General features: G+C 34.8%; 39 protein-coding genes. 11 read left to right on the top strand and 28 right to left on the bottom strand.

Going from position 1 to position 25,411, the window contains the following annotated elements; translation table 11 throughout:
- Positions 1 to 39: 39 nt before the first annotated feature.
- The 6 genes from FG382_RS08320 to FG382_RS08295 form a co-directional block, all read right to left on the bottom strand.
- Positions 40 to 684: a hypothetical protein gene (locus tag FG382_RS08320; protein ID WP_142538434.1), complete on the bottom strand. Its 645-nt coding sequence runs from the start codon at positions 682 to 684 to the stop codon at positions 40 to 42.
- A complete protein-coding gene (locus tag FG382_RS08315) occupies positions 681 to 881 on the bottom strand; it encodes an XtrA/YqaO family protein (RefSeq protein WP_142538433.1) in 201 nt (66 codons plus the stop codon). Before FG382_RS08315 ends, FG382_RS08320 begins: the two co-directional genes overlap by 4 nt.
- Before the next feature lie 84 nt (positions 882 to 965).
- Positions 966 to 1,157: a hypothetical protein gene (locus FG382_RS08310; RefSeq protein ID WP_142538432.1), complete on the bottom strand. Its 192-nt coding sequence runs from the start codon at positions 1,155 to 1,157 to the stop codon at positions 966 to 968.
- Between the two features lie 13 nt (positions 1,158 to 1,170).
- Complete coding sequence (gene ssb / locus FG382_RS08305) at positions 1,171 to 1,662, bottom strand: single-stranded DNA-binding protein (RefSeq protein WP_142538431.1); 492 nt, start codon at positions 1,660 to 1,662, stop codon at positions 1,171 to 1,173.
- Positions 1,659 to 1,865, bottom strand: coding sequence for a hypothetical protein (locus FG382_RS08300; RefSeq protein WP_142538430.1), 207 nt, complete (start codon positions 1,863 to 1,865; stop codon positions 1,659 to 1,661). Before FG382_RS08300 ends, ssb begins: the two co-directional genes overlap by 4 nt.
- Before the next feature lie 40 nt (positions 1,866 to 1,905).
- Positions 1,906 to 2,148 (bottom strand): hypothetical protein, encoded by a 243-nt coding sequence (locus FG382_RS08295; protein ID WP_142538429.1) that lies wholly within the window; start codon positions 2,146 to 2,148, stop codon positions 1,906 to 1,908.
- A gap of 124 nt (positions 2,149 to 2,272) precedes the next feature.
- Between FG382_RS08295 and FG382_RS08290 the strand changes: the two genes are divergently transcribed.
- Complete coding sequence (locus tag FG382_RS08290; RefSeq protein ID WP_142538428.1) at positions 2,273 to 2,656, top strand: VOC family protein; 384 nt, start codon at positions 2,273 to 2,275, stop codon at positions 2,654 to 2,656.
- A 421-nt stretch (positions 2,657 to 3,077) separates the two neighbouring features.
- Positions 3,078 to 3,257 (top strand): hypothetical protein, encoded by a 180-nt coding sequence (locus tag FG382_RS08285; RefSeq protein WP_142538427.1) that lies wholly within the window; start codon positions 3,078 to 3,080, stop codon positions 3,255 to 3,257.
- 42 nt (positions 3,258 to 3,299) lie between these two features.
- Here the strand turns inward: FG382_RS08285 and FG382_RS08280 are convergent, their stop codons facing one another.
- The 10 genes from FG382_RS08280 to FG382_RS08235 all read right to left on the bottom strand — a co-directional run bounded on the left by FG382_RS08280 (position 3,300) and on the right by FG382_RS08235 (position 9,676).
- Positions 3,300 to 3,734: a DUF1064 domain-containing protein gene (locus tag FG382_RS08280; RefSeq protein ID WP_142538426.1), complete on the bottom strand. Its 435-nt coding sequence runs from the start codon at positions 3,732 to 3,734 to the stop codon at positions 3,300 to 3,302.
- Positions 3,735 to 4,096: 362 nt separating this feature from the next.
- On the bottom strand, positions 4,097 to 5,077 hold the full coding sequence (locus tag FG382_RS08275) for a Lin1244/Lin1753 domain-containing protein (RefSeq protein WP_142538425.1): 981 nt from the start codon (positions 5,075 to 5,077) through the stop codon (positions 4,097 to 4,099).
- Positions 5,078 to 5,132: 55 nt separating this feature from the next.
- Positions 5,133 to 5,981: a recombinase RecT gene (locus FG382_RS08270; protein WP_142538424.1), complete on the bottom strand. Its 849-nt coding sequence runs from the start codon at positions 5,979 to 5,981 to the stop codon at positions 5,133 to 5,135.
- Positions 5,982 to 5,994: 13 nt separating this feature from the next.
- The gene (locus tag FG382_RS08265; protein ID WP_142538423.1) at positions 5,995 to 6,930 is read right to left on the bottom strand and encodes a YqaJ viral recombinase family nuclease; all 936 of its coding nucleotides are present in this window, start codon (positions 6,928 to 6,930) and stop codon (positions 5,995 to 5,997) included.
- A 101-nt stretch (positions 6,931 to 7,031) separates the two neighbouring features.
- Positions 7,032 to 7,238 carry a hypothetical protein gene (locus FG382_RS08260; RefSeq protein ID WP_142538422.1) on the bottom strand — a complete coding sequence of 69 codons (207 nt, stop codon included), beginning with the start codon at positions 7,236 to 7,238 and terminating at the stop codon, positions 7,032 to 7,034.
- A gap of 219 nt (positions 7,239 to 7,457) precedes the next feature.
- Positions 7,458 to 7,727 (bottom strand): hypothetical protein, encoded by a 270-nt coding sequence (locus tag FG382_RS08255; RefSeq protein WP_142538421.1) that lies wholly within the window; start codon positions 7,725 to 7,727, stop codon positions 7,458 to 7,460.
- Positions 7,727 to 8,248: a helix-turn-helix transcriptional regulator gene (locus tag FG382_RS08250; RefSeq protein WP_142538420.1), complete on the bottom strand. Its 522-nt coding sequence runs from the start codon at positions 8,246 to 8,248 to the stop codon at positions 7,727 to 7,729. Before FG382_RS08250 ends, FG382_RS08255 begins: the two co-directional genes overlap by 1 nt.
- An 88-nt stretch (positions 8,249 to 8,336) precedes the next feature.
- Positions 8,337 to 8,630, bottom strand: coding sequence for a DNA-binding protein (locus tag FG382_RS08245; protein ID WP_142538419.1), 294 nt, complete (start codon positions 8,628 to 8,630; stop codon positions 8,337 to 8,339).
- 39 nt (positions 8,631 to 8,669) lie between these two features.
- A complete protein-coding gene (locus FG382_RS08240) occupies positions 8,670 to 9,431 on the bottom strand; it encodes a phage antirepressor (protein ID WP_142538418.1) in 762 nt (253 codons plus the stop codon).
- A 14-nt stretch (positions 9,432 to 9,445) separates the two neighbouring features.
- Complete coding sequence (locus tag FG382_RS08235) at positions 9,446 to 9,676, bottom strand: helix-turn-helix domain-containing protein (RefSeq protein ID WP_142538417.1); 231 nt, start codon at positions 9,674 to 9,676, stop codon at positions 9,446 to 9,448.
- A gap of 159 nt (positions 9,677 to 9,835) precedes the next feature.
- Between FG382_RS08235 and FG382_RS08230 the strand changes: the two genes are divergently transcribed.
- From FG382_RS08230 to FG382_RS08200, 7 genes are all read left to right on the top strand, one after another.
- A complete protein-coding gene (locus FG382_RS08230; protein ID WP_170206478.1) occupies positions 9,836 to 10,195 on the top strand; it encodes a helix-turn-helix domain-containing protein in 360 nt (119 codons plus the stop codon).
- Positions 10,196 to 10,387: 192 nt separating this feature from the next.
- On the top strand, positions 10,388 to 11,173 hold the full coding sequence (locus FG382_RS22930) for a hypothetical protein (RefSeq protein WP_142538415.1): 786 nt from the start codon (positions 10,388 to 10,390) through the stop codon (positions 11,171 to 11,173).
- 117 nt (positions 11,174 to 11,290) lie between these two features.
- Entirely contained in the window at positions 11,291 to 11,554 is a 264-nt protein-coding gene (locus tag FG382_RS08220) for an excalibur calcium-binding domain-containing protein (RefSeq protein ID WP_142538595.1), read from the top strand.
- A 77-nt stretch (positions 11,555 to 11,631) separates the two neighbouring features.
- Positions 11,632 to 13,347, top strand: coding sequence for an ATP-binding protein (locus FG382_RS08215; protein ID WP_170206477.1), 1,716 nt, complete (start codon positions 11,632 to 11,634; stop codon positions 13,345 to 13,347).
- A 50-nt stretch (positions 13,348 to 13,397) separates the two neighbouring features.
- Positions 13,398 to 14,249 carry a DNA adenine methylase gene (locus tag FG382_RS08210; protein WP_142538413.1) on the top strand — a complete coding sequence of 284 codons (852 nt, stop codon included), beginning with the start codon at positions 13,398 to 13,400 and terminating at the stop codon, positions 14,247 to 14,249.
- Between the two features lie 73 nt (positions 14,250 to 14,322).
- Positions 14,323 to 14,793, top strand: a complete 471-nt coding sequence (locus FG382_RS08205) for an ImmA/IrrE family metallo-endopeptidase (protein WP_142538412.1) — start codon at positions 14,323 to 14,325, stop codon at positions 14,791 to 14,793.
- A 130-nt stretch (positions 14,794 to 14,923) separates the two neighbouring features.
- Positions 14,924 to 16,084 (top strand): tyrosine-type recombinase/integrase, encoded by a 1,161-nt coding sequence (locus FG382_RS08200; protein WP_142538411.1) that lies wholly within the window; start codon positions 14,924 to 14,926, stop codon positions 16,082 to 16,084.
- Between the two features lie 87 nt (positions 16,085 to 16,171).
- On the opposite strand, the gene FG382_RS22595 is transcribed toward FG382_RS08200, so the two are convergent.
- Genes FG382_RS22595 through comGA form a run of 7 tightly spaced genes read right to left on the bottom strand, consistent with a single transcriptional unit; the run spans position 16,172 to position 19,913 of the window.
- Complete coding sequence (locus FG382_RS22595; protein ID WP_170206476.1) at positions 16,172 to 16,348, bottom strand: hypothetical protein; 177 nt, start codon at positions 16,346 to 16,348, stop codon at positions 16,172 to 16,174.
- On the bottom strand, positions 16,326 to 16,781 hold the full coding sequence (gene comGF / locus FG382_RS08195) for a competence type IV pilus minor pilin ComGF (protein WP_142538410.1): 456 nt from the start codon (positions 16,779 to 16,781) through the stop codon (positions 16,326 to 16,328). Before comGF ends, FG382_RS22595 begins: the two co-directional genes overlap by 23 nt.
- Positions 16,760 to 17,068, bottom strand: coding sequence for a hypothetical protein (locus FG382_RS08190; protein ID WP_142538409.1), 309 nt, complete (start codon positions 17,066 to 17,068; stop codon positions 16,760 to 16,762). The genes comGF and FG382_RS08190 overlap by 22 nt, the downstream gene beginning before the upstream one ends.
- Complete coding sequence (gene comGD / locus FG382_RS08185) at positions 17,058 to 17,510, bottom strand: competence type IV pilus minor pilin ComGD (protein ID WP_142538408.1); 453 nt, start codon at positions 17,508 to 17,510, stop codon at positions 17,058 to 17,060. The genes FG382_RS08190 and comGD overlap by 11 nt, the downstream gene beginning before the upstream one ends.
- A gap of 3 nt (positions 17,511 to 17,513) precedes the next feature.
- Positions 17,514 to 17,837: a competence type IV pilus major pilin ComGC gene (gene comGC / locus FG382_RS08180; protein WP_142538407.1), complete on the bottom strand. Its 324-nt coding sequence runs from the start codon at positions 17,835 to 17,837 to the stop codon at positions 17,514 to 17,516.
- Between the two features lie 14 nt (positions 17,838 to 17,851).
- On the bottom strand, positions 17,852 to 18,886 hold the full coding sequence (gene comGB / locus FG382_RS08175) for a competence type IV pilus assembly protein ComGB (protein ID WP_211356379.1): 1,035 nt from the start codon (positions 18,884 to 18,886) through the stop codon (positions 17,852 to 17,854).
- A 10-nt stretch (positions 18,887 to 18,896) separates the two neighbouring features.
- Positions 18,897 to 19,913: a competence type IV pilus ATPase ComGA gene (gene comGA / locus FG382_RS08170; RefSeq protein WP_142538405.1), complete on the bottom strand. Its 1,017-nt coding sequence runs from the start codon at positions 19,911 to 19,913 to the stop codon at positions 18,897 to 18,899.
- A gap of 183 nt (positions 19,914 to 20,096) precedes the next feature.
- Between comGA and FG382_RS08165 the strand changes: the two genes are divergently transcribed.
- Together FG382_RS08165 and FG382_RS08160 are read left to right on the top strand one after the other, a co-directional pair.
- Complete coding sequence (locus tag FG382_RS08165; RefSeq protein WP_142538404.1) at positions 20,097 to 20,777, top strand: helix-turn-helix transcriptional regulator; 681 nt, start codon at positions 20,097 to 20,099, stop codon at positions 20,775 to 20,777.
- 140 nt (positions 20,778 to 20,917) lie between these two features.
- Positions 20,918 to 21,160 carry a DUF2626 family protein gene (locus FG382_RS08160; protein WP_142538403.1) on the top strand — a complete coding sequence of 81 codons (243 nt, stop codon included), beginning with the start codon at positions 20,918 to 20,920 and terminating at the stop codon, positions 21,158 to 21,160.
- Between the two features lie 60 nt (positions 21,161 to 21,220).
- Here FG382_RS08160 and FG382_RS08155 read toward each other — a convergent pair whose 3' ends face one another.
- The 5 genes from FG382_RS08155 to FG382_RS08140 are packed head-to-tail and all read right to left on the bottom strand — an operon-like array spanning position 21,221 to position 25,301.
- Positions 21,221 to 21,865, bottom strand: coding sequence for an MBL fold metallo-hydrolase (locus FG382_RS08155; RefSeq protein WP_142538402.1), 645 nt, complete (start codon positions 21,863 to 21,865; stop codon positions 21,221 to 21,223).
- Between the two features lie 42 nt (positions 21,866 to 21,907).
- Positions 21,908 to 22,051, bottom strand: a complete 144-nt coding sequence (locus FG382_RS22590; protein WP_170206475.1) for a hypothetical protein — start codon at positions 22,049 to 22,051, stop codon at positions 21,908 to 21,910.
- A 43-nt stretch (positions 22,052 to 22,094) separates the two neighbouring features.
- Positions 22,095 to 24,596 carry an ATP-binding protein gene (locus FG382_RS08150; protein ID WP_211356378.1) on the bottom strand — a complete coding sequence of 834 codons (2,502 nt, stop codon included), beginning with the start codon at positions 24,594 to 24,596 and terminating at the stop codon, positions 22,095 to 22,097.
- The gene (locus tag FG382_RS08145) at positions 24,597 to 24,911 is read right to left on the bottom strand and encodes a hypothetical protein (RefSeq protein ID WP_142538401.1); all 315 of its coding nucleotides are present in this window, start codon (positions 24,909 to 24,911) and stop codon (positions 24,597 to 24,599) included.
- Between the two features lie 12 nt (positions 24,912 to 24,923).
- Positions 24,924 to 25,301, bottom strand: coding sequence for a glycosyltransferase (locus tag FG382_RS08140; RefSeq protein WP_142538400.1), 378 nt, complete (start codon positions 25,299 to 25,301; stop codon positions 24,924 to 24,926).
- Positions 25,302 to 25,411: the final 110 nt, after the last annotated feature.

Here is a 25,411-nt window from a genome sequence, read left to right as displayed (position 1 = left end):
CAAATGTTGTCCTCCAGTTGGCTGGTAGAACATTTATAATTAAATTTTATAATTTGAAATTTCAAAAAATCTAGATCTAATACTTTCTTTGTCTTGTTTATAATTATCAATAAGAAATTCTTTTAAAGACTCATTCTCTTTGACAACAATAACCTCGTCATCGCCATAGGTAAGTTCTATCGTAGATACATAAGCGCTATACTGGTGATATTTTAGTTCTATATAAGATTTTAACTCAAGGAAATGTTTATATATATCTCTAGGTATATAATCATCATTTATATTATCTAGACTAGCTTTACATTTCTTAATGGCTTCTAATTCTTGCAATAAAGACTGTTTTGCTTTGCCTCCATTCAAATTCATAAAATTGTTTATATTACCGACAGTTAATAAATAAGACCGTGTCCACATTCGAATTAGTTCCAATGATTTATCAAAGTTATCTTTTGCTTCCTTTTGTTTTTCATCTTTTCTAAAAGAGATATCTCTATGCATTACATAAATTGCTGTACCACCTGATATTCCAGCACCTGCTAGAGCTCCTAAAAAAGTAGCTAGAGAACTTGATATCTTAATTTCTGAAAGAGTGATATTCATTCTTAAAATCAGCGCTAGCAATATTCCTAGTAACACGCAGACAAGAGTATATAATATTTTCTTTTCAAGTTTACTTTCACTCAAAACTCTTCCCCCATTTCCGTCCTCATCCTCTTCACTTTCCCTTGGTGCGTCACAATCTTATATTCACCGTGAGTCGGAAGTTCTCTGAGTTTTGCTTTGCCGTCACAGATTACTATCACACAACTGGTAGGTATATCCATTATATCGACAGTTAACTGCATAGTTCTAGTGTCTATTTCTAAATTGTTTGTATCCATCAAGACCCCTCCATTGTGTTATAATTGAGTTGTGCGAGACAGGAGGAGTCCTGTCTTTTTTGTTATCCAAAAATACTATGTTTCCTACGCTTTATCTTTCCTTTCCGCCCTATCTAAAGCCAGTAACAACACTTCAATCGGCTTCCTCTTCATTTCTTTCGCTATTTTCGTAATGTCATAGCCTTCTTTCCAGTACCATACAAACGCTTCTAGCTCTGACTCTTGAAATATCATATTGACTCTGTGCTTATCATCCTCAAACAAATAGTAATTCATGATATCACCTCACTCAGAACGGGAGATCATCATCGGTCACTTCGATGGGTCCACTACTATTAGCAAATGGATCTTCTTCCACTCTCGTATAATTTGGCTGAGTTTGTGGGTGCTGGTACTCTGAACGGCTTCGCTGATGGTCGTTAGGTTGCTCTGTAGTACCGTTGTTTTGGTTAGCCTGTCCATTCTTCGTTTCAAGGAATTGAACGCTATCAGCGACAACGTCAGTCGTATAGACACGCTTACCATCTTGGCCCTCATAACTGCCTGTTTGAATACGTCCCTCAACACCTGCCAAACTTCCTTTCTTCAAGAAGTTTGCTGTGTTCTCAGCTTGCTTTCTCCAAACGATGATGTTTATAAAATCTGCCTGTTGCTCGCCACCTTCACTTTTGAATGGTCTGTTACAAGCTAGTGTAAATCTTGCCATCGCTACTCCCGAAGGAGTATATCTAAGCTCAACATCTTTTGTGAGCCTTCCAACTAATACGACTCGGTTAATCATGAGTTTTCCTCCATCTCTAATTCTTTTATTCTTTCCTGCAGTTTCAGATTAGTTTCCAACAGTTCAATTTTGTCGGCCTGATAAAAAAGATTCATAATCCACCAGAAGTCATCACCAGCAATTTCAATCATGTTGTTCTTAGGATCCGTTCGCTTACTCGCTCTTTTACGAATGCTTCTCAATCGTGTTCTTGCGGATGCCATTCAAACCACCCTTTACTTCGCTTTATTTACGAACTGTATATTAATCCTCTACTTTTTCGACTGTTGCAGTGAATACATAGGTACATCTATTCTCCAACTTTTTCGCCATATTTTCGGCTCTTTTTTTACTTGTGTATACTTTTACATTGTTATGGGTTTTATCATCTTCGTAACCTGGGTATGTTACATCTTCACCTCTGAATACTTTACCCGTCCAATAACCATAGTCATTTGAACTACTTCGGTAACTCTCACTAGATAGGTATATTACAAAACCATCCACTGTTTTCCCCCTCTTCTAATTCTCTAAGTCTACGAACTGCATCTTACTTCTCTTGAAATTTTTAAAGGTTTTTTTCTTTATCTATCGAATAATTTATTTTATTAACAGAAAAGGTGGAATGTTTATGAATTTGATTGCTTCTCCAATTGCTTGTAAGGTAAATAATGTTTTTATCCATGTTAGTAACTTAGAAAAATCCGTCGAATGGTACAGCAAACTACTTGGTATACCTTTTCAAAAGGATCATGTATCATCGCCTGTTTACAATATCCCTGTTTCAGGTGATACAGGGCTTACTTTAGATGATCATACTTTCGATCCAGGCTTCAAATTAAATCCTTCAAACCATGTTTTGTTTAACTTCTTCGTCAAAGATATAGATGAAGCATACAAATTTATCAAAAACCATGGGATAACAGTTGTTAGAGAAATAGAACGTATTGGTGATTTTGCCTATTTTAACTTTCAAGACTTAGATGGAAACGTATTAATGATCTGCAATTGTTAAATGCTTTGAGCAATGGTTAGTTTTAACTAATCATTGCTCTTTTTTAATACACAGTTTGTGTCTACTGCAACGTTTCTATGAACCCTAAAGTATAAATTTAATTTCATTTGCTAATAATGCTTACACAGAACCGAAAGCAGTTCATAGTAAGCTCTGTTGATTTTTGCCGATCTAGGTTCTGTTGTTTTTAATTCAAACGAGGTGGGCCATGCATCCAATTACATTAATCGTTGCTATTAGCCTTCTATACAGCACCTTTATTTATTTTATTTTTATAAAGGAATACCGTAAGAAAGGATGAATACCAGTTGTTGTACTTAATTTACGAAATGAGAATATCAATTTTTTAATTCGACTTACAATTCCATAAAAAATAGAGCATAATGGAACTAAGAAAAAGGAACTATGAAGGAGTGTATTTATGACTATTTTATTGATGTATAAAGAACTTAATCAACTTGTAGATGATTATTACAAATGTCCTGATCTTCATATTAAAGAGCTTATTTTAAATGATCTTATTTTTTTAACTGATGCATTATTGAGCTCTCATGAAACTGAACTTAAAACAGAAGTTACCCTACCCTTAGAATCTAACTAGTATTACCATTCATTTCATTCCTACTTATATCGTATAAGGAATTTAATATGATACTGACAACTGCTTTGCTTTCTTCCGTTCCTTTCTGGCCTTTTTTAAGTCATCTAGCTCGATCCAACCACCATCGATTTGTGAAAAGGTCAATAGACTTAACTTGTGAGGATATTTCTTTTCGAAGAGCTTACGTTTAACTCCAAATGTTTCTGTTTGAAAACCTTTAACATCTACTACTTCAATTGAACCATCCGTGTGATGTACTTCAAAATCAGCAACTAATTCAATTTTTCGATGTAGCTTACCATCTTTCCTAAAGCTTTCTTGCAACTCATATCTTGGTTGTAGTCGAAAGAATAATATCTTTTCTTGCTGCTGTTGCAACTTCAATTCCTCGTAATATTGCGCTTCTATTTTAGAATCAAAAACATGCCCATCTAGCTCGATTTTTTTACTGTTATATTTAGTCTTTGTCTCCGCCATGCTGCCACTCCCTTATAATTAAAGAGGTTAAACCCTCTCCACTCATTCGCACATTCTCCTAGTTCAACTTGCAAAACGAGTATTTTCCAATCCGGATTATTTTGACCTCTCAGCTCAGGTTTTGTCGCATGATTCAATCATCTAGCACCCTCTGAGTTTCAAATAATTTTGTAAGATTTATCTCGTACCTCCAACAACCTGTTTTTCACACAAAACCGTTTGTTTAACGTGTCCGAATGACTCGAATAGACATTTCCCTGAGCAATACAGTTCAGAGCCCTTGTTCCATACTCTGTCACCTTTGTGGATTACCATTTCGCAACGATCATTCTCACATACTGCCACGATTACTTTCATTTTCGTTACCTCACTTTTGAAAGTTTTTGTAATTCTCGCTTCAATTTTTCTCGTTCAGCATCTAAATCAACATCTTCTTCAGCTACATTTTCCATTGGCCGCTTATCCTTTCCGAACCATTCAGGTACTAACTCAATCCTTGTACTTTTTTGATTAGCAAATGAATTCGTTCTACGTTGATCAGCTGCTTTAACGTCTTCCAGTGATTTTAATAATTGGTTTTTCCAGTTAGTTAAAATAGAATTTGCATAACGTATTTTGTTTGTAGCATTTGCTTCCAGTGCTTTTTTAAATGCTTCTAGTATTAATTCAACTGGATGGTTATCAAACATGTGTCCTAATTCCTCGCCGATATGAGGAGTTAAAGGTCCGATGTTGGTTAAGTAAAATTGAGTTATAACCGCGAATCCTGCATCATTCATTTCAGAATTTTTTATTGTTAAATCGTCAGCAACTATTTCATCTGTTTTTGTATGCTGTTCTTTACTATTCTTTTCTTTACTATGCTTTACTTTACTTTGGGGATTAATGTTTACATCAATCGAGTTAATGTCTACATTAATGCTTTTAATTGAGAGGTTTTTGTATACTTTAATGTCCTCTAACTCCAAAAGTAGGTATTCTTGCACCATTTCAACCTTTTGCCTACGTCCTACTGCTTCTAAAAATCTCGATTGTATACCATTAGACGTAAGTACCCCGTAGTTTTCGAATATACTTTTATCGAATAGATCCCATTTAACACAATCATTAATGACCTCATTAATGATATTAATGTCAACATTAACTCTCTTTGAAAAGAGTAATTGTTCTGTTTCTGTCCACTTAGAGAAATAACCGTCTTTGTAAATACGCATTAATAATTTGATTACTACTGCAAATCCGACTGGACCATGCACGGCTTCGACCAACTGGATTTTGTCATCTTGGTCGATATCTACATCAAGTGGAAAGTAATCCAGCCCTTGTTTTCTCGGTCTCGCCATTACACTTCCTCCTCATTTTTGCCTGATAAGAATTAGAGGGGAAACCCCCTCCGAATTAAACTAGCTTGTCCTCAAATACTTGACCTGGCATTTTTCCATCTTCTTTTTTTTGCTCTTCCTGCTCTTCAATCACGCTATAGTCAGTAACATCGATAATTTCACTCATATCAGCCGAAATTTCATTTTTAATAGTTGAGTCTGCTTCAATCGTCTTCTGCAACTCAATGGATTTTGGAGCGTATTTAAGTACCTCTTTTAATACTGTTTTCTTTGCCATTGCATCGAAATTAGTTTTCCAAGGGCTTGTCCATCCTTTTTGTACTGCTTGTGAGAACTTTTGAGCATGTTGATCAATGCGTTCTTTTGTCCAGTACACAAAATCGAATCCGCCGTTTTTCAAGTGATACACAGCATAGTAACCGATTGGTTCACCTTCTGGAGTGGTAGATGGTTTATGAATCAAGTCTTTATTCAAGCCATACTGAAATTCAAACTCATCATTTCCGTACACTTCATGAGCGTAAATCGCTTTGTATTGACCACTACGCACCGATAAATCGATTAACCCTTTATAACCTAGTTGGAACTGTACGTTTTTGCCATAAGGGATTAAATAAGCTTGTCCTAATCCTGTGTTTGGTTCTACTCCGAGTTGCGCAGATTGCATTATTGCAGCTAAGAAAGATGTCTGGTCACATTCTAGTAGCTTAGGTGTAGTACGTACCGCTGTAAGAGCGATACGTGCGATTCTGTCTGCGTCCATATGTTTGGGTAATGCTCGTTGGATTTCTGGACCCATGCGCTTTAACAGCGCATTTAATGTTTGCTCTGGAGGAACATTTTTTTGTAAGCCACCGTTAACCTTATTCGCTAATTGTTGTTTCACTTGTGTATTTGTTGCCATTACTGTTTTCCTCCTATTTGATTAAGAATTTTCGTTCCGAAGTAGTACTCGAATATTTTTTAAATAATTCTGGTTCCTCTTCTTTTAAGCGTTTTGAATCAATGCGTGTTACATCATTTGATTTCCATGTCACTTTCCGAGTAGCTGTAAAAGCATTTTCGTTCACACCCATAAACGCTTTGATTTGATTTTTATATTCCTTCTCTTTTGTTTGAAGTTCAGTCATATCAACTTTTATTTGGTCTAATGCATCAATAAGTGTTTCCATTTCAGTAGGTAGATTAATTTCTGTGTCATGATCCGATTCAGGATAAAGTGCTTTTAGTAAGTCTACAGATGCATCAGAACCATCAAATGCAGGCGGAATTTGTTTCAACACGTGGTTTTCCCAAAAATCTTTTTCTATATTTATGAGGTATGTGATTAATTCCTCATCACGGTCGATTTTTTTATGGACAAATTTATTTCCTCCAACAAGTACTGCTATGTGCCAAGCTGTGAAGCCTGTAACTGCCATGTAATGCTGACATTGGAGTATATAAGCGGTTGGTATTTCTTCACAATCCCACTCACCTTTTAGGTATTCAGAAGTTGTTTTACACTCCAAACCTTCTCGTTTACCAATAATCAAACGGTCCACATTAGCTAACATGAAAGGATATTCTGAGTGTTTCAATATTGCGTTTCTTCTACGTACCTTTAAACCAGTTCGTACAGTAAATTCTTTAGCAACTATATCTTCCATAACATTGCCCCAGTATGCAGCTTCCCCAGCCAAATCCTCATGAGGTGCTTGACCGACCTTATCTAAATAAACTCCAACTGGTGACTTCCACTTGTTTAAACCTGCAATTGCTGATACATCACTACCACCAATACCAAGCTTTCTTGCTTCCAACCACTCTTCACGGGTCAAATCAACAGTTTTTATAAACGTTTTGGCTTGCACAATACCCCTCCTTGAAATTTCTGATGCCTACCGATATAATAAAAATATAAATTTAATTCTAGAGCTTCTTACCAATCCACTACTTCTAATAGTGGATTTTCTTATGCGCTTAAATCGACTGCCTCGCCTTTTTCGATAAGATGTTCTCCCATGCATCCTGTAGAGCAATATAAATGACCATAAAGTTCGTAACCTTCACCTTCGTACAGTTCTTCTCTACAATGTTTGTAGATGCATTGACCAACCATTCTAGGTTCTCGTAATGGCTCCTCGTATCCATAGCCTGCTACCATACTATTTTCCAACATGTTTCCACCTCTTTCTAATAGTTGAACCCCAACAAGAAATCTTAGATATCAAAGGGAAATCTCAGACTTCTTGACGAGAGCAAATGCTCTCATGTTATAATATTCATACGTATTCAATTTTGCTAATTGACTTTGCCGAGTCAGTTAGTTTTTTTATTTGCTTTTTTTACGATTAACAAGTACCGTTCAACTGGTTCCATTGCCAACCACTCAGATACTTTAACTTTCACGTCTTTTCACCACCATTACGTTTACTCCTGCAGCTACCAGTTCGTCTAGCAAACTCTTAACTTTTACATCCAGTTGCTTTTTTACCGCCATGCTTTTTAATGCTTCTAACGATTTATTAATGTCCCGAACAAACATAAGCGCTTCTTTTAAATCGCCTGTACGCATGCAATCTTCTATCGCTTTTCCGCAATCGATGATGCTCGCATGTTCTCGTAATGCTGCATGATAATCTTGCTTTCTGAATAGCTCCTGTCTCATCATTTCGCTCCTCCTATATATCCAGCTGATGCAAGCGATCTATAATGCTTATCCCACACTCCGGTGTAGCTTATGTCCGCTTCCTTGCATACAACCGCAACCATATGATCTATCGCTGTTTGCGCTTCTACTAATTCATCCAATACACGCTCAAGCAACTGTCTTTCGAATAGTTGTAGTTTTTTTAAAGGCTTTGCTAAGCTAAAACTTTCAAGTGTTTCTAATGCCTCACGTAATTCCTCTAATGTTTTCTCTTTAACACTTGAGCGATGGAGATCTACATTTGGACCATCAAGCCATTTAGGACCAGTACCTGTATATTCATTACGAATTGTCATTGCGAATTTCGGATTATCGTATTTGTTCACTAGTGTTCTAGATATGTCCGAAGGAACCTTCGAACGTCCATTTTCATATTTCGACACAGTTTCACGAGTTAAATTGATATCTAGCCCTAAAGACAACTGCGTTTGTTCCCCTCTCATTTCTTTCAACATTTCCCCCACTTTTGTTCTAGTCATTTTACCAACCTTTCTATTTAATTGAATTCACATTTCATTTCCGAGTTAACTTCTTGTAGACCGTTGCTTATAGTCAATAAAGCTATAATTAACTTACAGAGAGATAGTTCGAGTTTTCTTCAACCCACTTAGTATTCTTTACAATCCACTTGAATAAGAGGTCAGTAGGTATTAACAATCCTGCTTCTCGAAACACCGGAAAGTCTGAGCGAGCTAGTAACTCCGATGTTTTTGTTTGGCCTATATGAAGTAACTCCATAAGCTCTTTTCTCGTTAAAAGTGGCGGAAGCTCTCTCGCCTTTTGTGTATCAATCACCGCTTCACGAATTTCCTCGCGGATAATCTGCCGCAATGCCTCTGCATCGAACTGAACGTTTAACATTTTGTGTTCCTCCTTCCCGGCTGTCGATTGACAGCCCCCTCAAATTGCTTTTTTAGCTGTTAAAAACCTATTGATAAAATAAACTTGTCCTTTGCCAGTGACTTTAGTAGTTTTATTAATTGAAATCATTCCGCTGTTATGATTAATAGGCGTTTCTTTAACTTCGAACAAGCCAAGATCCATGCTACGTTGAGTAGGAGTATTTCTATCCGTACCAAATCGTTTAATAAGGTAGTTGTTTTCTCGTAACCATTCATACAAACGTTTTTCTCCAGTATCAATTCCGTTTTGTTTAAGCAAGATAGCTAATTCACGAATTAATATGGAAGATTGACTTGTTTCTACCGATTCAGCGAAGAGTACTTTCGGTTTTTGTTCCTCCAGTTTCAATTCAGCAGCTCGACGTTTCGTTTGTTCTTCTTTTAAATTAGTAGCAAGTTGAATAATAGTATCCGGATCCGTTAGAACTTTTTCAATTGTTTCCGGTGTCATATATGCTCCATGCTTTCTAATTGAAGGAATCACCTCATGGGTAACCCATCTTTTAAATTTTTTAGCAACCGGTTTTCGACTCGCCAAAATAAGTGAGTATAATCCGTATTCGTTGATAATATTCGTGTTTCCTTGACGGCCTAAGTTGTACTTAGCGCGTTCATCATCATCTAATCTGGATAAAGCCATCGTTGGATTTGTAAGACCTAAAAACTCACATACATCAATTGCTACGAACCAAGGATCTCCTTCTTGCTCGATGACACGAACTGAATGGCTTTCAAAGTTAAACACCTGTAATTGATTCATCTTCATTCCTCCTTTTATGAAACATAGTGTTTTTCGATAACGAATTCCGTTAGTTCTTTATCAAAAAAAATATTAATATCAACTCCTAGTAAAACTGCTATTACTCTTAATCTTTCTACATCAATTTTCGTCTCGCCATTTTCCATTCGACTATAAGCCATATTACTAATCCCTAGCTTCTTAGATAAATGCATTTGAGTAACACCCTTAGCGAGACGTATTCTTTTTAAGTTTTCAAAAACCATTAAATCACCTCCAATAAACTAACGTAATCCGTTAATACAACTATACTAACGTTTTCCGTTAGTGTCAACATAATTAATAAAAAAATTCTCAATTATCGTTAGTTATGTATCATATTCCGTTACTTATTGTTATATTTTAATGTGAAGGGAGTGTTACTTGTGGCAGGCGAAAATCGCATAAGACAGCTTCGAAAAGAATTACATTTAACCCAAAAACAACTGGCAGATAAAATAAACGTGTCTTCCCAAGTAATCTCTAACTGGGAAAGAGGATATACGGAAATCGGAAAAGAAGATTTAAAAGAATTAGCAAAAGCTTTAGACTGTTCAGCAGATTACATAATAGGAATATCAGAAATTAAACATCAATCCACTGATACAGGAAATGATGAATTCGATAAATGGCTTAATGATCCACGCTCGAAAATATTATTCAAGGAATTTAACGAAAGTTCCGACGAACAAAAAGAAGCTTTGCTGAAGATGTGGGAAATTTTGAAAGGTCAAGGAAAGCTTTAATTTCTTAAATAGGAGATGTAGTTTTTGCTACGTCTCTTTTTTATAGATATGAGATAGTTATATTTACGCAAGTCAATCGTATTATATATACACTCATTTTTCCATAAAAGGAATTTAGCAGAATCATATGGAGTTATAAATTCATGCTATTAACATAGCGTTTATTTAATAATTAATAATAGGAGTGTTATTATGGGAGCATTATTTATTTTAGTCGGTTCTTTAGGATTTACAGTCGGAATTTTTATGTTAATTATATTACTAATCCGAAGAAAACCGAAAAAAAAATGGGGGCTAATTACTGGTGGTGCGTTTGCATTAACGGTCTTAGGCGCAGCAATTTCTCCAAGTGTTGAAGAAACTGAGAAAAAAGAAACTGAAACAGTAGAAACTGCAGGTGAAGTAGCAAAAACAGAGGAACCTACTGCTGAGGAAAAAGCAAAAAATGAAGCTGAAGCAAAAGCAAAAGCTGAAGAAGAGAAAAAAGCTAAAGAGGCTGAAAAAGCGGAGGAATCTAAAAAGAAACTCGCTAAAGAAAAGGAATACTACATAAATGAAATAAAGTCTAAAGTGGATACACAAATGCAAATGTATGATGATGCATGGAGTTCCGTTTGGCAACCAACCTTTGAAGGAGTTGGAAACGGAACTGTAGACGTATACACAGCATATGACAATATGAAAACTGTAGAGCAAAGATATAAAACTCTACAAAGTTCTATTCCTGCTATTTCGGACGAAGGATTATCTAAAGAAAACCAAAAATTATTCTCCGAATTTAAATCAAAAATGAGAAACGCTTCTATGTGGAGAGCTGAGGCTGCTATTAAAGCACAAAAAATGTTTGACAAAGGAGATTTTAGCCCTTCAAGCTTGGATAAGATGAAAGGTGATGTGGAATACGCAGATTCCGAAATGTTATCAGCGATCATTTCATTAACAACTTTAGAGGCCACATTAGAGGTCGAAAGAGAATAAAATTTTTAGATAGAAATTGGTGAGAATAAGAAAGAGTTATTAGGAATCTAACACAAGCTATAGCCCTTCTGGGCTATTCTTTTGATAAGAATTTATCCAAAAAATGGAGGAACTAAAATAAAAAAAATCTTATCAATTGCATTAGCAACTACATTGGTACTTAGTGTTTCATCTGCCTCCCCCACTCAAGCAGATGCTGCGGGAAAGACATTTAAAAACTGCACAGAGTTAAACAAAACCTATAAAGGTGGAGTAGCAAAAGCCGCAAACATTAAAAATAAAGGTGGAAAAACAAAATATACGCCATTTGTATCGAAAGAAATTTATGACGCTAACGTCAAAAGTGATCGAGACAAAGATGGGATTGCTTGTGAGAGGTAAGTAATAATAAGACAGTATGTCATATTATTTTTCATTGTTTTCATGAGATATAGTTATCTATGAATAGGAGGGTTTTTATGTCAAATACTTTAGAAAAAGTGCATATCCAGAGATTTAGAAAACTTAAAGAAATGCACATAAATGTTGCTAAAAGAATTACGATAATATCCGGTCATAATGGTGTAGGTAAATCAACAATCCTAGGCTTAATTGCAAATGGAAGTGAATTAGGAGGTTATAAGAGCTATTTCGATAAAATTTTTCAATCTAAATTTAATGAAATTTTTAGACTTGATATAGAAAAAGATTTTACTAAAGATTTGGATAAAAAATATTCAGTCATTTTGAAATATAATTTTCAATCTTCCCCTTTTTACAAGTTTTGTACAATAACTCAGCATAATGAGAGTAAAACAGTCAAAACAGGCAATGGCAGTTCTGCATCAGAAAAGACTATACAAATAAAAAGATTAAAAATAGTACCTAGAAACTCAGATGAGAACGGAAAACAAATTCAAGAGGAGATATCAGGAGTTAAAGCAAGTTCTAAAATTCCTATTCCCACACTATATATTGGAATGAGCAGGGTTTTTCCTATTGGGGAATCTCAAAAACTTAGTTATGAATTAAAAGAATCCACAATCGAAGTAGAAGATAGTAATCAAATGAATATATGGTATCAAGAAGTCATGGGGCAGGAAAATATAGATTCAACAAAAGTAATTAAACAGAACTTAAAAGATTCTACTAAAAAATCAATTGGTCCAGCTTTTGGAGACTATTCATATCACGCTGTTTCTCTTGGACAAGATAGTTTATCTACAATTTTTACAGCATTACTATCATTTAAAAAACTAAAACGAGATTTAAATGAGACCTATTCTGGTGGAATACTTGTAATAGATGAAATTGATGCTTGTTTGCATCCAGATGCTCAAGAAAAATTACTAAATATTTTAGATAGATGTTCTAAGGAATTAAACTTACAAATTATTTGCACAACACATTCACTAACAATAATTAAGAACGTTCTAAACAAGCAATTTAAAACTTCAATAAATACTAGCGATCATACACTTTATTACAATGTTATCTACATAAAGGATACTGTATCACCAAAGATAATGAGGGATCCGACATATAAGAAAATAAAAAGTGATATGTTTTTAAAAGATACTTTATTTATTGATACTAAACAGGAGATAAAAATTTATTTTGAAGATGACGAAGGCCTTTACTTTTTTAATAAAATATCAGAATTCACATCTTCTTTAGATTTAGATGAAGTAAATCTAAATAAAATTAGTGCTGAAATTGGATGTGACACATTAATTAAGTTACCAAGCAAAGATACATATTTTAAGTCAGTTGTTATAGTTCTTGATGAAGATGTTAAACGAAAACAGAACTACCGAAATATGCTAGAAGATAATTTAAATATATGCACGCTGCCAGGTAGTGAAACACCTGAGAAAACTATAGAATCTTATTTAACTCTTTTAGTTCAACAACCTGATCATAGCTTTTGGTTTGATAACGATGAATTAACAATCCAATATGTTAGGGATAAAATACTTCAAGAACTATCACAGAGTCTAGACCAAATAGCTAAACAAGAAAAAATCAGAGAAATATATAAGAAATGGTTTAGAAACTATGAACCTATTTTTGACAAAACTAAATTAATCCAGTACTGGATGAACGATAATCCTGATGTCATTAAAGGTTTTGTTAATCAATTCAATCTTTCTATTAATTATGTTAAATCTACCTTACTAGAAAAAACTAATTAAACAATGGCCATTTTTATCAAATTATAATATTATATTAAAGAGGTGATAAAATGGCTACGCTATCTCCATTGCGGTATCCTGGTGGGAAAGATAAAACGTATAACTATGTGAAACATTTAGTTAACCAAAATAACATTTCAACTTACATTGAACCCTTTGCAGGAGGAGCTGCCGTTGCACTTCGACTTTTATTAAATGGTGATGTAAAAAAGATAATTATAAACGATTATGATCGAAGTATATATGCTTTATGGAGTACCCTTTTAACAAACGCTGATTCGCTAATTTCTTTGGTTAGAAATACTCCGATTACGATGACAGAATGGTATAAACAAAAAGAAATTCAGCAAGAAAAAATGACAGCAGATGAATTATCTTTAGCATTTTCTACACTATTCCTAAATCGAACTAATCGTTCAGGGATTATAAAAGCTGGTGTAATTGGCGGAAAAAAACAAGACGGTATCTATAAGTTAGATTGTAGATTTAACAAAGAAGATATTATTAAGCGGATTGAAAGAATCCATTCGTTTAGAAATCAAATTAAAGTTTGCAATATGGACGCAAAAGATTTTATTGACAATGAAATTAAGTATACTAGAAAATCATTAACTTTCTTTGATCCTCCCTATTATTTAAAGGGTCCCGATTTGTATACTAACTTCTATTCACACGAGGATCATGTTGAGTTGGCCAATCAAATTAAATCAGTTATGAAAAATAGATACTGGATATTAACATATGATATTGCTGAACAAATAGAAGAGTTGTATAAAAACAATCGCGCTACTAAATACTCACTTAACTATTCAATTGCTACTCCTTCTAAAGGACAAGAGTTTATGTTTTTCTCAAAAAATATTGAAATTGGTAATATTAATGACTTTCTTAACATAGTTTGAATCCCTGCTTCCAATTTGCAGGGATTTCTTTTATACTTAAAATAGAACATACGTTCCAAAAGGAGTTAACTTCATGAGATATACTTACAACATTATGGAAGAATACGTGAGAAAGATGTACAACTCAATCGGCATTTACTGGCCGCATCAGTTAGATATGGAATCTATAGCTGCACGTTTAGGTACAACCCTTGTCTATCTACCATACAGCTCCATGACGGTAGGAAATGCTATTTTGATAGATGATAGATTGACTGAATGCGAACAATGGCAAGATTTTGGTCATGAGTTATGCCATATTGAGTGGCACGATGGCAATCAGAGAGTTCTCCCCTCTTCATTTTTGGAGTATCAAGAATTTAAAGCGTCAAATTTCGCCTATCATGCCTGTGTACCGACTTTTATGCTTGAACGAATAGATTTACCCACAAATCAAAAGAAAGCTGTCTGGGTGCTTCAGAAGACGTTCCGCGTCAACTATGAATTTGCAGAAAAAAGGCTTCACCAGTACTTAAGTAATCGGAAACAATACATCAACAAATGAGCCTGTGAAAGTAATTTTAATGCTTAAGACAAAGCATTAATCCTACGGCTCACATAATGGTGTAAACGCTCACCTAAAGAGACCTATTATCCTGAAAATCTGTGTTAGCGTGATAGTAAGGAGTGATTTTATGTATTGTCGCGAATTAATAAAGGGGAAAAAATGGGTTTGTGTTGCTGATGGTCCGCGTGATCCAGCTACCGGAAGAAGAAAACAAATATCTAGGCGAGGTAAAAGCCAGAAAGAAGCAAAAGCAAAGGTATTAGCTGCTATTGAAGAAATCGACCACAATCTAATATATGACCCTAATATTACTTTTAAAGACTTTGCTTATCAATGGTTTGAACAGTACCTACTTAAAGGTCAAAAAGAATCGACATATGCAATAAGGGAATATTGCATAGAAGTCCTGATAAAGTATATAGGAAGTCTGAAAATGAAAAGCGTCACATTAACGCATTATCAAAAAATCTTAAATGATTTATTTAAAAAGGAACAATCCTTGAATACGATGAAAATGATCCACACTACTGCGAGGATGATTTTTAGATATGCCACTGAAATAAATTTGATAAAATCCAATCCAACGCTAAATGCGGAAATCCCTAAAAAACAAAAGACTGTAGAAGATATTGAAAATGATAACGTCTCAGAAAAATATCTTGAGACAGAAGAATTATGGGAGTTGTTAAATGCTGCGGACAAGTATTATAACTACGTGAATGTGATTGCAATTTATACAATCGCCTTTTCCGGAATGCGCCCCGGCGAAGCAATCGCGTTAAAAGAAAAAGATGTATTGTTCGAATCGAATCAATTAAGTATTACCAAGACGATTTATAGAAAGAAAAATTTAAAGAAAGTATTTAAGCTTACTCCTCCCAAAAATACAACTAGCATAAGGTTAATCGATATGGAAGAAAGAATAATGAATATGATAAAAAATGTGCTGGAATACAAAGAAAAACATCATTTCACTAAAAGTGATCATGTTTTTTCCACACCAGATGGTTATCCTATTAAAGAAGAGTACTTAGCAAAGGCATTAAATGAAATTCGTGCAACAACTCCAATCAAGAAAAAATTGTATCCTTACATTTTAAGGCACACACATATTAGCATGTTAGCAGAAAAAGGATTCAGTCTTCCATTCATAATGAAACAAGTAGGTCATAAAAATTCTGATACCACTACTCAAATTTATATGCATGTAACAAAAGGTATGCGAGAACAAGTTCAAGAAAAAGTTGGAGAACTATTTAACGATTTAATGGATTTTAAGAAGAAATAAAAAGAAATGTGAGTGAAATGTGATTTTTGCATTTTTAACTCGCATTTTTTATTGCTTTAAAGCTTATATGTCAACGTTTCTTGAATTTTATACTACTATTTTAATGATAGTAGCATTAATATTGCTCAATTCCAACGAATCATATGTTCGATATTTAGATTGATATGCAGCGGCTGTCGAAAATAAGGACAAACAAACGATTAATAATAGTAACATTGCAGCTGGAAACAATACTCCTTTCTCATTCTGAACGAAATTTAACATAAAAAGTATGCTCCTTTTCCATTCCATTCGAAAAATCGACAGAGAAGTGTAGAATTTGACCTTCGATGGATATCGCGATAGATTTTACATGTAATAACATCTGCTCGTGTCCCAAACGATTTTTTTGTTTTCTTATTAAATTTTGGTACAATTCGATGTCATACTCTTCTCCACCTTTTTTGAGTCGTATTCCCGGTTGCTCTTTTTGAATGATGAGTGAGTCTATATCATTTAAATATGTTTCTACGTTTTGAACAAATAATGCCCATTCCGTGTCCAGTGGATTTGTTATACTTTCTTCTACTTTATTTGTCCAGCCGACCGTTACGGCAAATACTTGTGAAAAAAGCATTAATACAGATAACTGTATAATTCCATCCACTAGTGTATATCCTTCCTGGTTGCTCATGCTCAATTTGAAAAAGTTACGCATTTCGACTTCTCCTCTCGCATTCCTTCGTAGTACACGCAAATTTGATGATTATGAATTTCATACGCATACGTAACCTTTTCAATATCCACTGATCCATTTAAGCTAGTTTCTGTTACATATTTTTTAGCAGCTTCCAGCATAACAACAGAGGCATGATATTTTCTTTTCTTATCTTCTAATTGAACTTGCATATTATTTAGTAATGGAAGTAGAGTGGTCGCAATGATAAAAGTTATACTGAGTGCCAGTATAGTCTCAGGCCAAGAAAACCCATCACTATTCCTCATAATTTAACCTGCCCGTGCCGATATACACTGTAACCGTTTTTGTAACTGTTTTAGTACCTTTTTTAATCTCAAATAAAAATGTTCCAAATTGACTCACCATGCCATTTGGATGAAAAGAGACCCTCTTTAAACTACTATCAGCAGAAAGACGTATATGCTTCGGCACTTTATACTCAAATAGACGAGTGTTTGCCCATTCCCCCACATATTTAGAGCCATTTTCATCAAAATAAATATGTGTATATTTGGTTTCTCCAATAGCAATAGATTGGATTTTTTGCATATCTAAATGAAACTGTCTAAAAAAACGTTTTTCTTCTGCAGCTTCTATTCTTGAAGTCGTCACATAAACAACGGAGGCTGTAATAACCATCACGATAGATAATACAAGAATTGTTTCCACTAATGTAAAGCCTTGTTCATTTCGTTTGAATTGCTCCATCTATTATTCCGTTTTTCCTTTTATGACATCCACACTTCCATCTGCGGCAATTTCTATTTTATCTCCATTTGGACACGCATCCATCCCATTTAAAAATTCGCTTTCACTTAGTTCCTCCATGGTTGGTATTTTTTTATTTTCTATTTTATATGCCTGAATCTGTCCTTCCACCATTTTCAAAAAAGCATCGCAGCCTTTCTCATCAATATTGGCAGAATGCTTCGTAACATTTGGAATAGAGATAAGTATCAAAACCGAAATAATAAGTAAAACAATCATCATTTCTACTAAAGTGAAGCCTCGTTGATTTTTCCATATTTTCTTCATAATAATTATCTCCCTTAGACAATATTTATCATTTCGTATATTGGTAATAAGATTGCTAAATACGCACCGATAATGAAAACAGCTAATATGAAAAACAATGTTGGTTGGAGAATGCTTAAATACCGTGAAAGTTTTGTTTCAATCCGATCTGATAGAAACTCGCTATATAATGTTAATTCCCTACCAAGATACCCACTGTTTTCTCCGTGCACGACAAATTGATGAAAGTCTTCCGTGAAATAGTCTAATAGTAAAACTGATTTAGAAAAAGACTCACCGTGCACAATTTTGTTTTTCATTTGTATTGCCATAAACTGCAGGGCTTTATGTTCTTTTTGTTGAATTAATGCATCTAAAGATTGTTGCAGAGGCATACCACTTTCGATTAGTCCACCTATTTCTCTAGAGAACACTCTAGTCAACAATAGTTTGTACCATCTATTTACAACTGGTATCTTCCGATAGAAACTAAGCTGTTCTTCCACTGTTCGCTTATTCATAAAAAGTAGAAATATGCTTATAAGCACTATAGCTACAATCATTATGATTAAAAAAGTATTTGGCATCTGCAATAATACACTGGTCCAAGCTATAGAGTTATCTGGTTTGCTGGACTCTCTTGTATTGAGCAGAGTTTCCATATTGGGAAGAAAATATATTCTGAAAATCGTAAACAACATAAAAATGGCGACAAATAAAAAGAGCGGATACATTAACAAATTATTTAATCGTTTTTTCGCCCGTTCATAAACAGCAACATTCACACCAAGAGTTGCAACTGTCTCCTGTAACTGTCCGTGAATCATCGCTAAATTAATAGGAAGAAGCAATCGAGTTGGGAAACCTAATAATTTAAATACCTCGCTCACATTTAAACCGTTTTTTTGGATCTCCGTCACCTGAATGATTACTTTATTCGCATTTTTTACATGGAAAGGCAGTAACATAGATACAGCTTCATGAAAAGTATATCCCTCTTTCAATAAATCACTTAATCTACTTAAAAATGGCGATTGCATATTAGAAGGAATTATTTCATCTTTTTTCATAAAATACATTTTAATTTCTTTGAATGACACCTTCTCTTACCCCTCTCTCAATTTGATAGGAAAGAGTAATTGCATGTGGGATATGAAAGTCATTACCAGTAATAAGCGAGCTTAATGCCTCTACTAAAAATTCATCTGAAATAATTTCGAAGATAGCGGAAAGCTCCGGTTGTTTCAAATTTATTATTGGCACAAGTCTTTGGGTTACTATACCAATTATCGTTTGTTTCAATTCTTCTGCAGATACCCCTAAGTCCATTAATCGATAGAGAGCTCCTATACCATCTTTAGCATGAATTGTAGACACCACTAAATGACCCGTCAAAGAAGCTTGGATAGCTGCTTTAGCAGTGGCTTCGTCGCGTATTTCACCTATCATTATTACATCTGGTGAATGTCTTAGGATGGCTTTTAATCCCGTTGAATAAGTTACTCCTGATCGTTCATTTACTTGAATTTGCAATAGATGCGATTGACTATTTTCTACTGGATCCTCTAGAGAAATGACATGGCGATTCAAGTTTTCGGAACAATATTTAGTGAGTGAATACATAGTCGTTGATTTACCAGAGCCAGTAGGTCCTACAAACAGAATCAGCCCTTGCCGATTGTTCGCAAGCTCTACTATTTTTTCGGAGGCATCTCGAAATAATGACAATGCATGGATTATTTTGGCATTATCATGTTGCTGTAAACGAATAACAAGACTTTCCTTTCCGTATACAGATGGTAATGTTGAAACACGAAATGAGAATTTTTTTGAATTGAATGTTTGTTGAAATGAACCACTTTGTGGCTTTCTTTTTTCGCTGATATCAAGAGAGGATAAAAACTTGAAGAATGATATAATACGTTCACCCAATGGGAGGGGAAGCTTCCCTGCTTCAAACATTTGGGCGTGTTTCTTAAAATAATAGAAATAACTTTCTTCGTTTGGGATCATATGCAAATCCGAAGCACCAAACCTATGCGCTTTCCTTAATAATTGCGCACATTTTTGCTCAATCGTATTTTCTATTTGTTGCATGCATCTTTCCTTTCTCCAGGTATAAGCTGTGACCGCATACAACCTATACAAGCTAAGTATACTTCCATTCTCCAAATAAATAAAGAGATTTCTTAAAATTTTCTAATTATTAATATATAGTTTTGTTTGTTATTTTGTTTTACTACTTTATAATTATAGAAAGATAGGAAAGGAGAAAATAGTATGAAGGACACTTTAAAGATTACAAATACACTAGCTGATGAAACTAGATACTCCATCTATCAATATATAGTGAAAAAAAAGAAACAAGTCAATGTACAAGAAATCGCAGATGAATTTGGCATACATCCAAATGTTGCAAGACTACATTTAACAAAATTAAATGACTCAAAACTAGTTTCTTCCGAGCTAGAAAATAATAAAAAAGGTGGTCGCCCTGCCAGAATATATTTCCTTGCAGAGGAACCGATCTATTTAAGTTTCCCTAAACAAGAAGACCATTTATTATTACAATGGCTGTTAGAGTTAGTCGATTCCATGGGAGACGATGCGCTCACAAAAGCTAAAGAAATTAGTTATCAATATGGGCAAACAATTATCAAGCATATTTCTTCTACTACACAGTCCTTTGAAGATAAAATGGAGCTTTTCAAGGAAGCTGCCAATGCGATTGGGTATATACCTCAAATTACAGAAAATGAAGGGAAAAAAGTCATCACTTTTTCTATTTACAATTGTCCTTATAAAAATCAGTTACATAAACACCCTGCACTCGTTTGTTCCTTGCATGAATCGTTTTTAAAAGGACAATTCGATGCACTTTTTCCAACAAATAATTTTGTTCAAATAGAAAGTATGCAAAATCATTGTAACAATTGCGTATATCAAATAGAAGTTCTATAATGAAACTATAGATGAATCATAATTGTGACAATCCGATGTATATTCATAAGTGTTGTGCAATAATCAGTTTACAGTTGTCGACATAATCATCTATAATGAATGAGAGAATATTTGTGTCGTTGCAAAAGGAGGGACTACAAATGGGCAATATGTATAAAGTGATGGCTTTCTGGACAGGGATTTTTGCAGTTTTCTTTTATTTAGGTGGTATGTCAGAAGCTTCTCTACTATTTTTAGCAAATACGGGATTATTCCTTCTTTTAGGGTTTTTAAACCTTTCGGAACGTATGTATATGTACATCTTCGGAGCTTACTTAATGTTCTTCTTCGCAGGTTTTACATACTACACTACTTTTATGCACGTACCAGGCGCTGGACATTAATCGTCCAAACGAAAAAGCAGCTCAAATTGAGCTGCTTTTTTCTATTCTACCTAGCGCTTATTAAAACCCATTTAAAAATGGATTCGATTCCATTTCATCTTCAATTGTTGTCGCTGAACCGTGCCCAGGGTATATAATAGTCGACTCTGGTAAAGTTAAAAGCTTGGTATGAATTGATTTCATTAATTCAGCTTGATTTCCACCTGGTAAGTCCGTACGCCCGATACTGTTTTGAAACAGAGTATCTCCGACTATCGCCAATTCTGCTTCTACAAAGTAATAAGTGATACTACCTGGAGAATGTCCTGGTGTATGTAGTAAATGCATTTCAAAGTTGCCAATTGTTAGATTGGATTCATTTTCTAATACAACATCCGCTTCTTTGCATACAATAGATGGAATTTCCGCATATTTGGCAGAACCATTTTTGGTTGGATCGACCAACCATTTCTTTTCCGCAGTATGAATATATACAGGTATAGAAAAAGAATTTCTTACATCTTCTACTGCTCCAATATGATCGAAATGGGCATGTGTTAAAAGAATGGCAAGTGGTTTCAATTTCAACCTGCGAAGTTCACTTACTATTTTCTCCCCTTCTCCACCTGGATCAAAAATCAAGCATTCTTTTTCCGCATTCGAAACAATATAACAATTAGTTTGAATAAATCCTAATGGATATGTTCTGATATTACAAGTAGCCATTTTATCACTCTTTTCTTTAAATACGTTATATTGTACAGTATATTACTCAACCCCTAAAGGAGCAATCAAATATGTGAAATCTAAATAATAAACCAGAGTATCTACTATTATAAATGCACTCTCAAAATTAAACCTAAGCCCTTGCACAGATTTTTTTGTATTTGGACTTTGTTTATCCCATTTCAATTCACTAAAAACCACCTTCCATTTTTGGTAGGTGGTTTTCTTCTTACAATGCATGCTGTAACTCTTCCCAACTTCTACCGAAAATTTGAGCGTGTCGTTTTGTTAAAAAAGAATTATCAAAGCGCTCTTTCCGCGGAGGTAACATGTGGATCATAAATGCATGTAATGGCTCTTTTGTATTGAGGATAGCAATTGCATAATGTTTAGGAGTAAGTAGACTTTCTTCTATTGTAAAGGTAGGATGTAAACGATCCTTTGCCATCTCAAATGTTTTCTTATGATCGTTGGCAAATAAGAATTGATTGACGCCGCCAGCAATTAAATTATCCTGTAAGTAACCAGGGAGCTTCCCCCAATGATGAAATGCGAATATGGAACCTAGTCGTTCTTTTCGACCTTCTGTTGCGATACGCCCCATTAAACGTGCCAATCCTTCTGATTCAACTTGTTCAGGTTCATTGAATACCATGAAACAACCGTGTTTATCTTTATCTTCTTCACTCATAAGCAATCTAGTCATCAACACCTTTAACGTAACCCAGTGAGCTAGAGTATTACTTGCGTTTCCTAGTCTCCTTTTCGGCATGCGAATGATGATGGTTTTACCTTCCTTCATCCACTTTTCAAAATCCACTTCCTCTTTCGGTGGCTGGGAGAAAATATCATGCAACGTTTCATCCCCAAAAAATTTATTCAACCTATGCAAGATAGCGTCACATTTATTTCCTAAATCATCATTTGATCCCCATGCCAGTAAATCCTTCGCTAGCCTCACGTTTCCTTTTTCGATTAACTTTTCGATTGTATCGGCTCGGAATTCTTCATCTTCAATTATCTGTTTAATATTGAACAGTGAACCGTTAGCTGCTTTACTCGCTTCCATTAAGTATTTTTCGGATCGCGCTAATCCTTCCAACTGCATGAAATCAATCATCTCAAGTGCAAAACGTGAGCCACCTTTTCTTCCAAGCTTATCAATTACCTCAGTCAAATCCATTGGAATAATCCAGTCTTCGTGAGATAAATCTAGGTCGATAATTTTATCCGGAGGAAGTAGATCCCTAATACCATCTGCCATCCCTTTGTGTCCAGGTTGGCAAATCCAGTCAGGGATTACGAATGAAATGTTGTGCTTCATGGCCCCTTCATAAACAAAGTTTTGAATAGCGTTATCCTTACCGCTACCTTGTTTACCGATAAAAGTGTAACCACAATAGAATTCCTCTTTTTCATTCGCTTGCAAACCTACCGCTATTTTATTATCTTTCACTTCAGAATGACCTAGCAATAAATTATCTTCTTTCTGAAGTACTGCAGGTATTTCAGTTTCTACTCTTTTTTTCACATCTAGGGCATCCGCATACTTTCTTTGTAGTTCTTTATTGGGCATCATTAGAGCTAACTTACTCATTTCGTCTGTACTAATCAAATTTACATTTGGATCGGTTTTCGTTTGAGGTGAGAGATCTAATCGATTCAGTTCACGGATAATTCTCACCCGTTTGCCGTTATGTGTGACCTTAAATCCACTAAGCTCGTTTGTATCGGTTAGATCTTGCATAGCTAGTGTTAAAGATTCCCCCATACTGTCTCTTGTGAGCCTGTCACTTGAATGAGATACCACTCTGATATGTGTTTTAAATACAGGTAAATTTCCTTTTTCGTGATTTATTCTCGTTGTCCCTATCTCATCCTCTATGCTATACGCTTTTTTGATTATTTTTTCTTTCTTGATCCCTTTGTCACTTTTAAAGAATGCATTGCTTAAGGCTTCGAAAGTGTCGGTGACTAAATCGTTTATTTCATTAATAATAGCCCCTATTCCTACTTTAGCCCCGTTTACCAAACGTCTCCCATTCAAATTAGCCCTTTGAGGGACATTTCCTTTTCTTGCTTTCTCATAAGCCCATTGAGAGTTCCGAACCCATTTTGATCTATTCTCTACTTCAGCGGCTATACTTAAACGGGCTATATCTCCATCGAATTGTAGCTCATCCAATGTGTTGAGTACATTTGCGATAGGTGTTTTAGTTTCGTTCGAATTGGAATTAAGTGAGAATATATCATGCTTAAGATATTTCATCTCCTGCACAACTGTATTCTCTTCTGGTACATACAAATCATTAATACTGGCTTCAGTTATCGTTACACTCATTTTGTTTTCAATTTTTCGCTTTAACTTTTTCGCTTGGAATTCTGTTGTGGCTATATAGAATTCTATTTTCTTTTTACCACCTTCCATTTTAAAAATCACATCAAACCAAAAGTAATCTTTTTTTCTATAAGTCAATTTAAATCGATTTCTTTCCATTCGACTGCTTTGCTTTTCATACATTTCATACATTTTATAAATGGAACGCCACAATCTTTTGTTGTTGTTGGCTACGTCGCTATGGGGAATGATGCGGTAAACTACCATTTCATTTTCTTCTATTATTAGAAAATTAGACAAGGCTACACTCTTTTTTAAATCAGATAGCTTAAATGATGTCTTTGTAGTACTTTCAGACAAGACCACAGGATAATAGTGTGTAATTTCCTCCATCTAATTTGCCTCCAATATGACCGCTGCTAGTATTGTTACCCCTCCAAATATCGCTAAAGGCTTAATCATACCTCTTCCAAACATTGTGCTGATTATAACAAATGCTCCTGCCGCTATTGTTCCGAATCCAATTAAATCAGGCAACGTTTCAACAAATGAATTCCAAACAATTAGCCCGATATCTTTCAAACCTTCTCCTAAATTGTTTGCTATCTTTTCACCTAACGGTTTATAGATGTACTCTTTTTCGGTATCGATTACCCATTGATCAAATTTCCATATCCAATGCTCGCTAGTGTTAGCGTTGTTTGCCATATAACCGTCCCTTCATATCGTTTTAAGGAAATCTCGAATGTTTACTGCATTTCGAGCAAGCAAGTAACCACAACATACACCTATCAACAATTCGATTGCTTTAGAACGATGACCAAGTGCCCATGAAGCACCAGCAAACACGATTACTAAAACGACTGCACTGTCAAACATGCGCATAAGCGTTGGATACAGGTTGTCAAAAGAATTATCTGCCGCAAATGTTAGGCTAGGCAAGGTCAGGACTAACACTGGAGTCGCTGCTGATACCACTTTAGTCACTGACCAATTATTACCCTTCAATTCCTCAACCTTCTCCACTTTCCGTCCAGTTAAATTTGGGTTCGCATAATCCGCTTTTAAAAATTCATAATTCGGATTTAAAATCGCCAATATTTCCCCTCCACGTATATTTATTTAATCACATGGCAAAACTAAGAGAGACAAAACAGAAAGGAATGATTCTGATGATTTTTGTTATTGGATTAGGTATAGGAGCAACT

This window comes from Psychrobacillus lasiicapitis, from assembly GCF_006861795.1.
GTDB classification, from domain to species: Bacteria; Bacillota; Bacilli; order Bacillales_A; family Planococcaceae; genus Psychrobacillus; species Psychrobacillus lasiicapitis.
The sequence above is the reverse complement of the archived record's forward strand: the minus strand, read 5'-3'. Positions and strand labels throughout refer to the sequence as shown.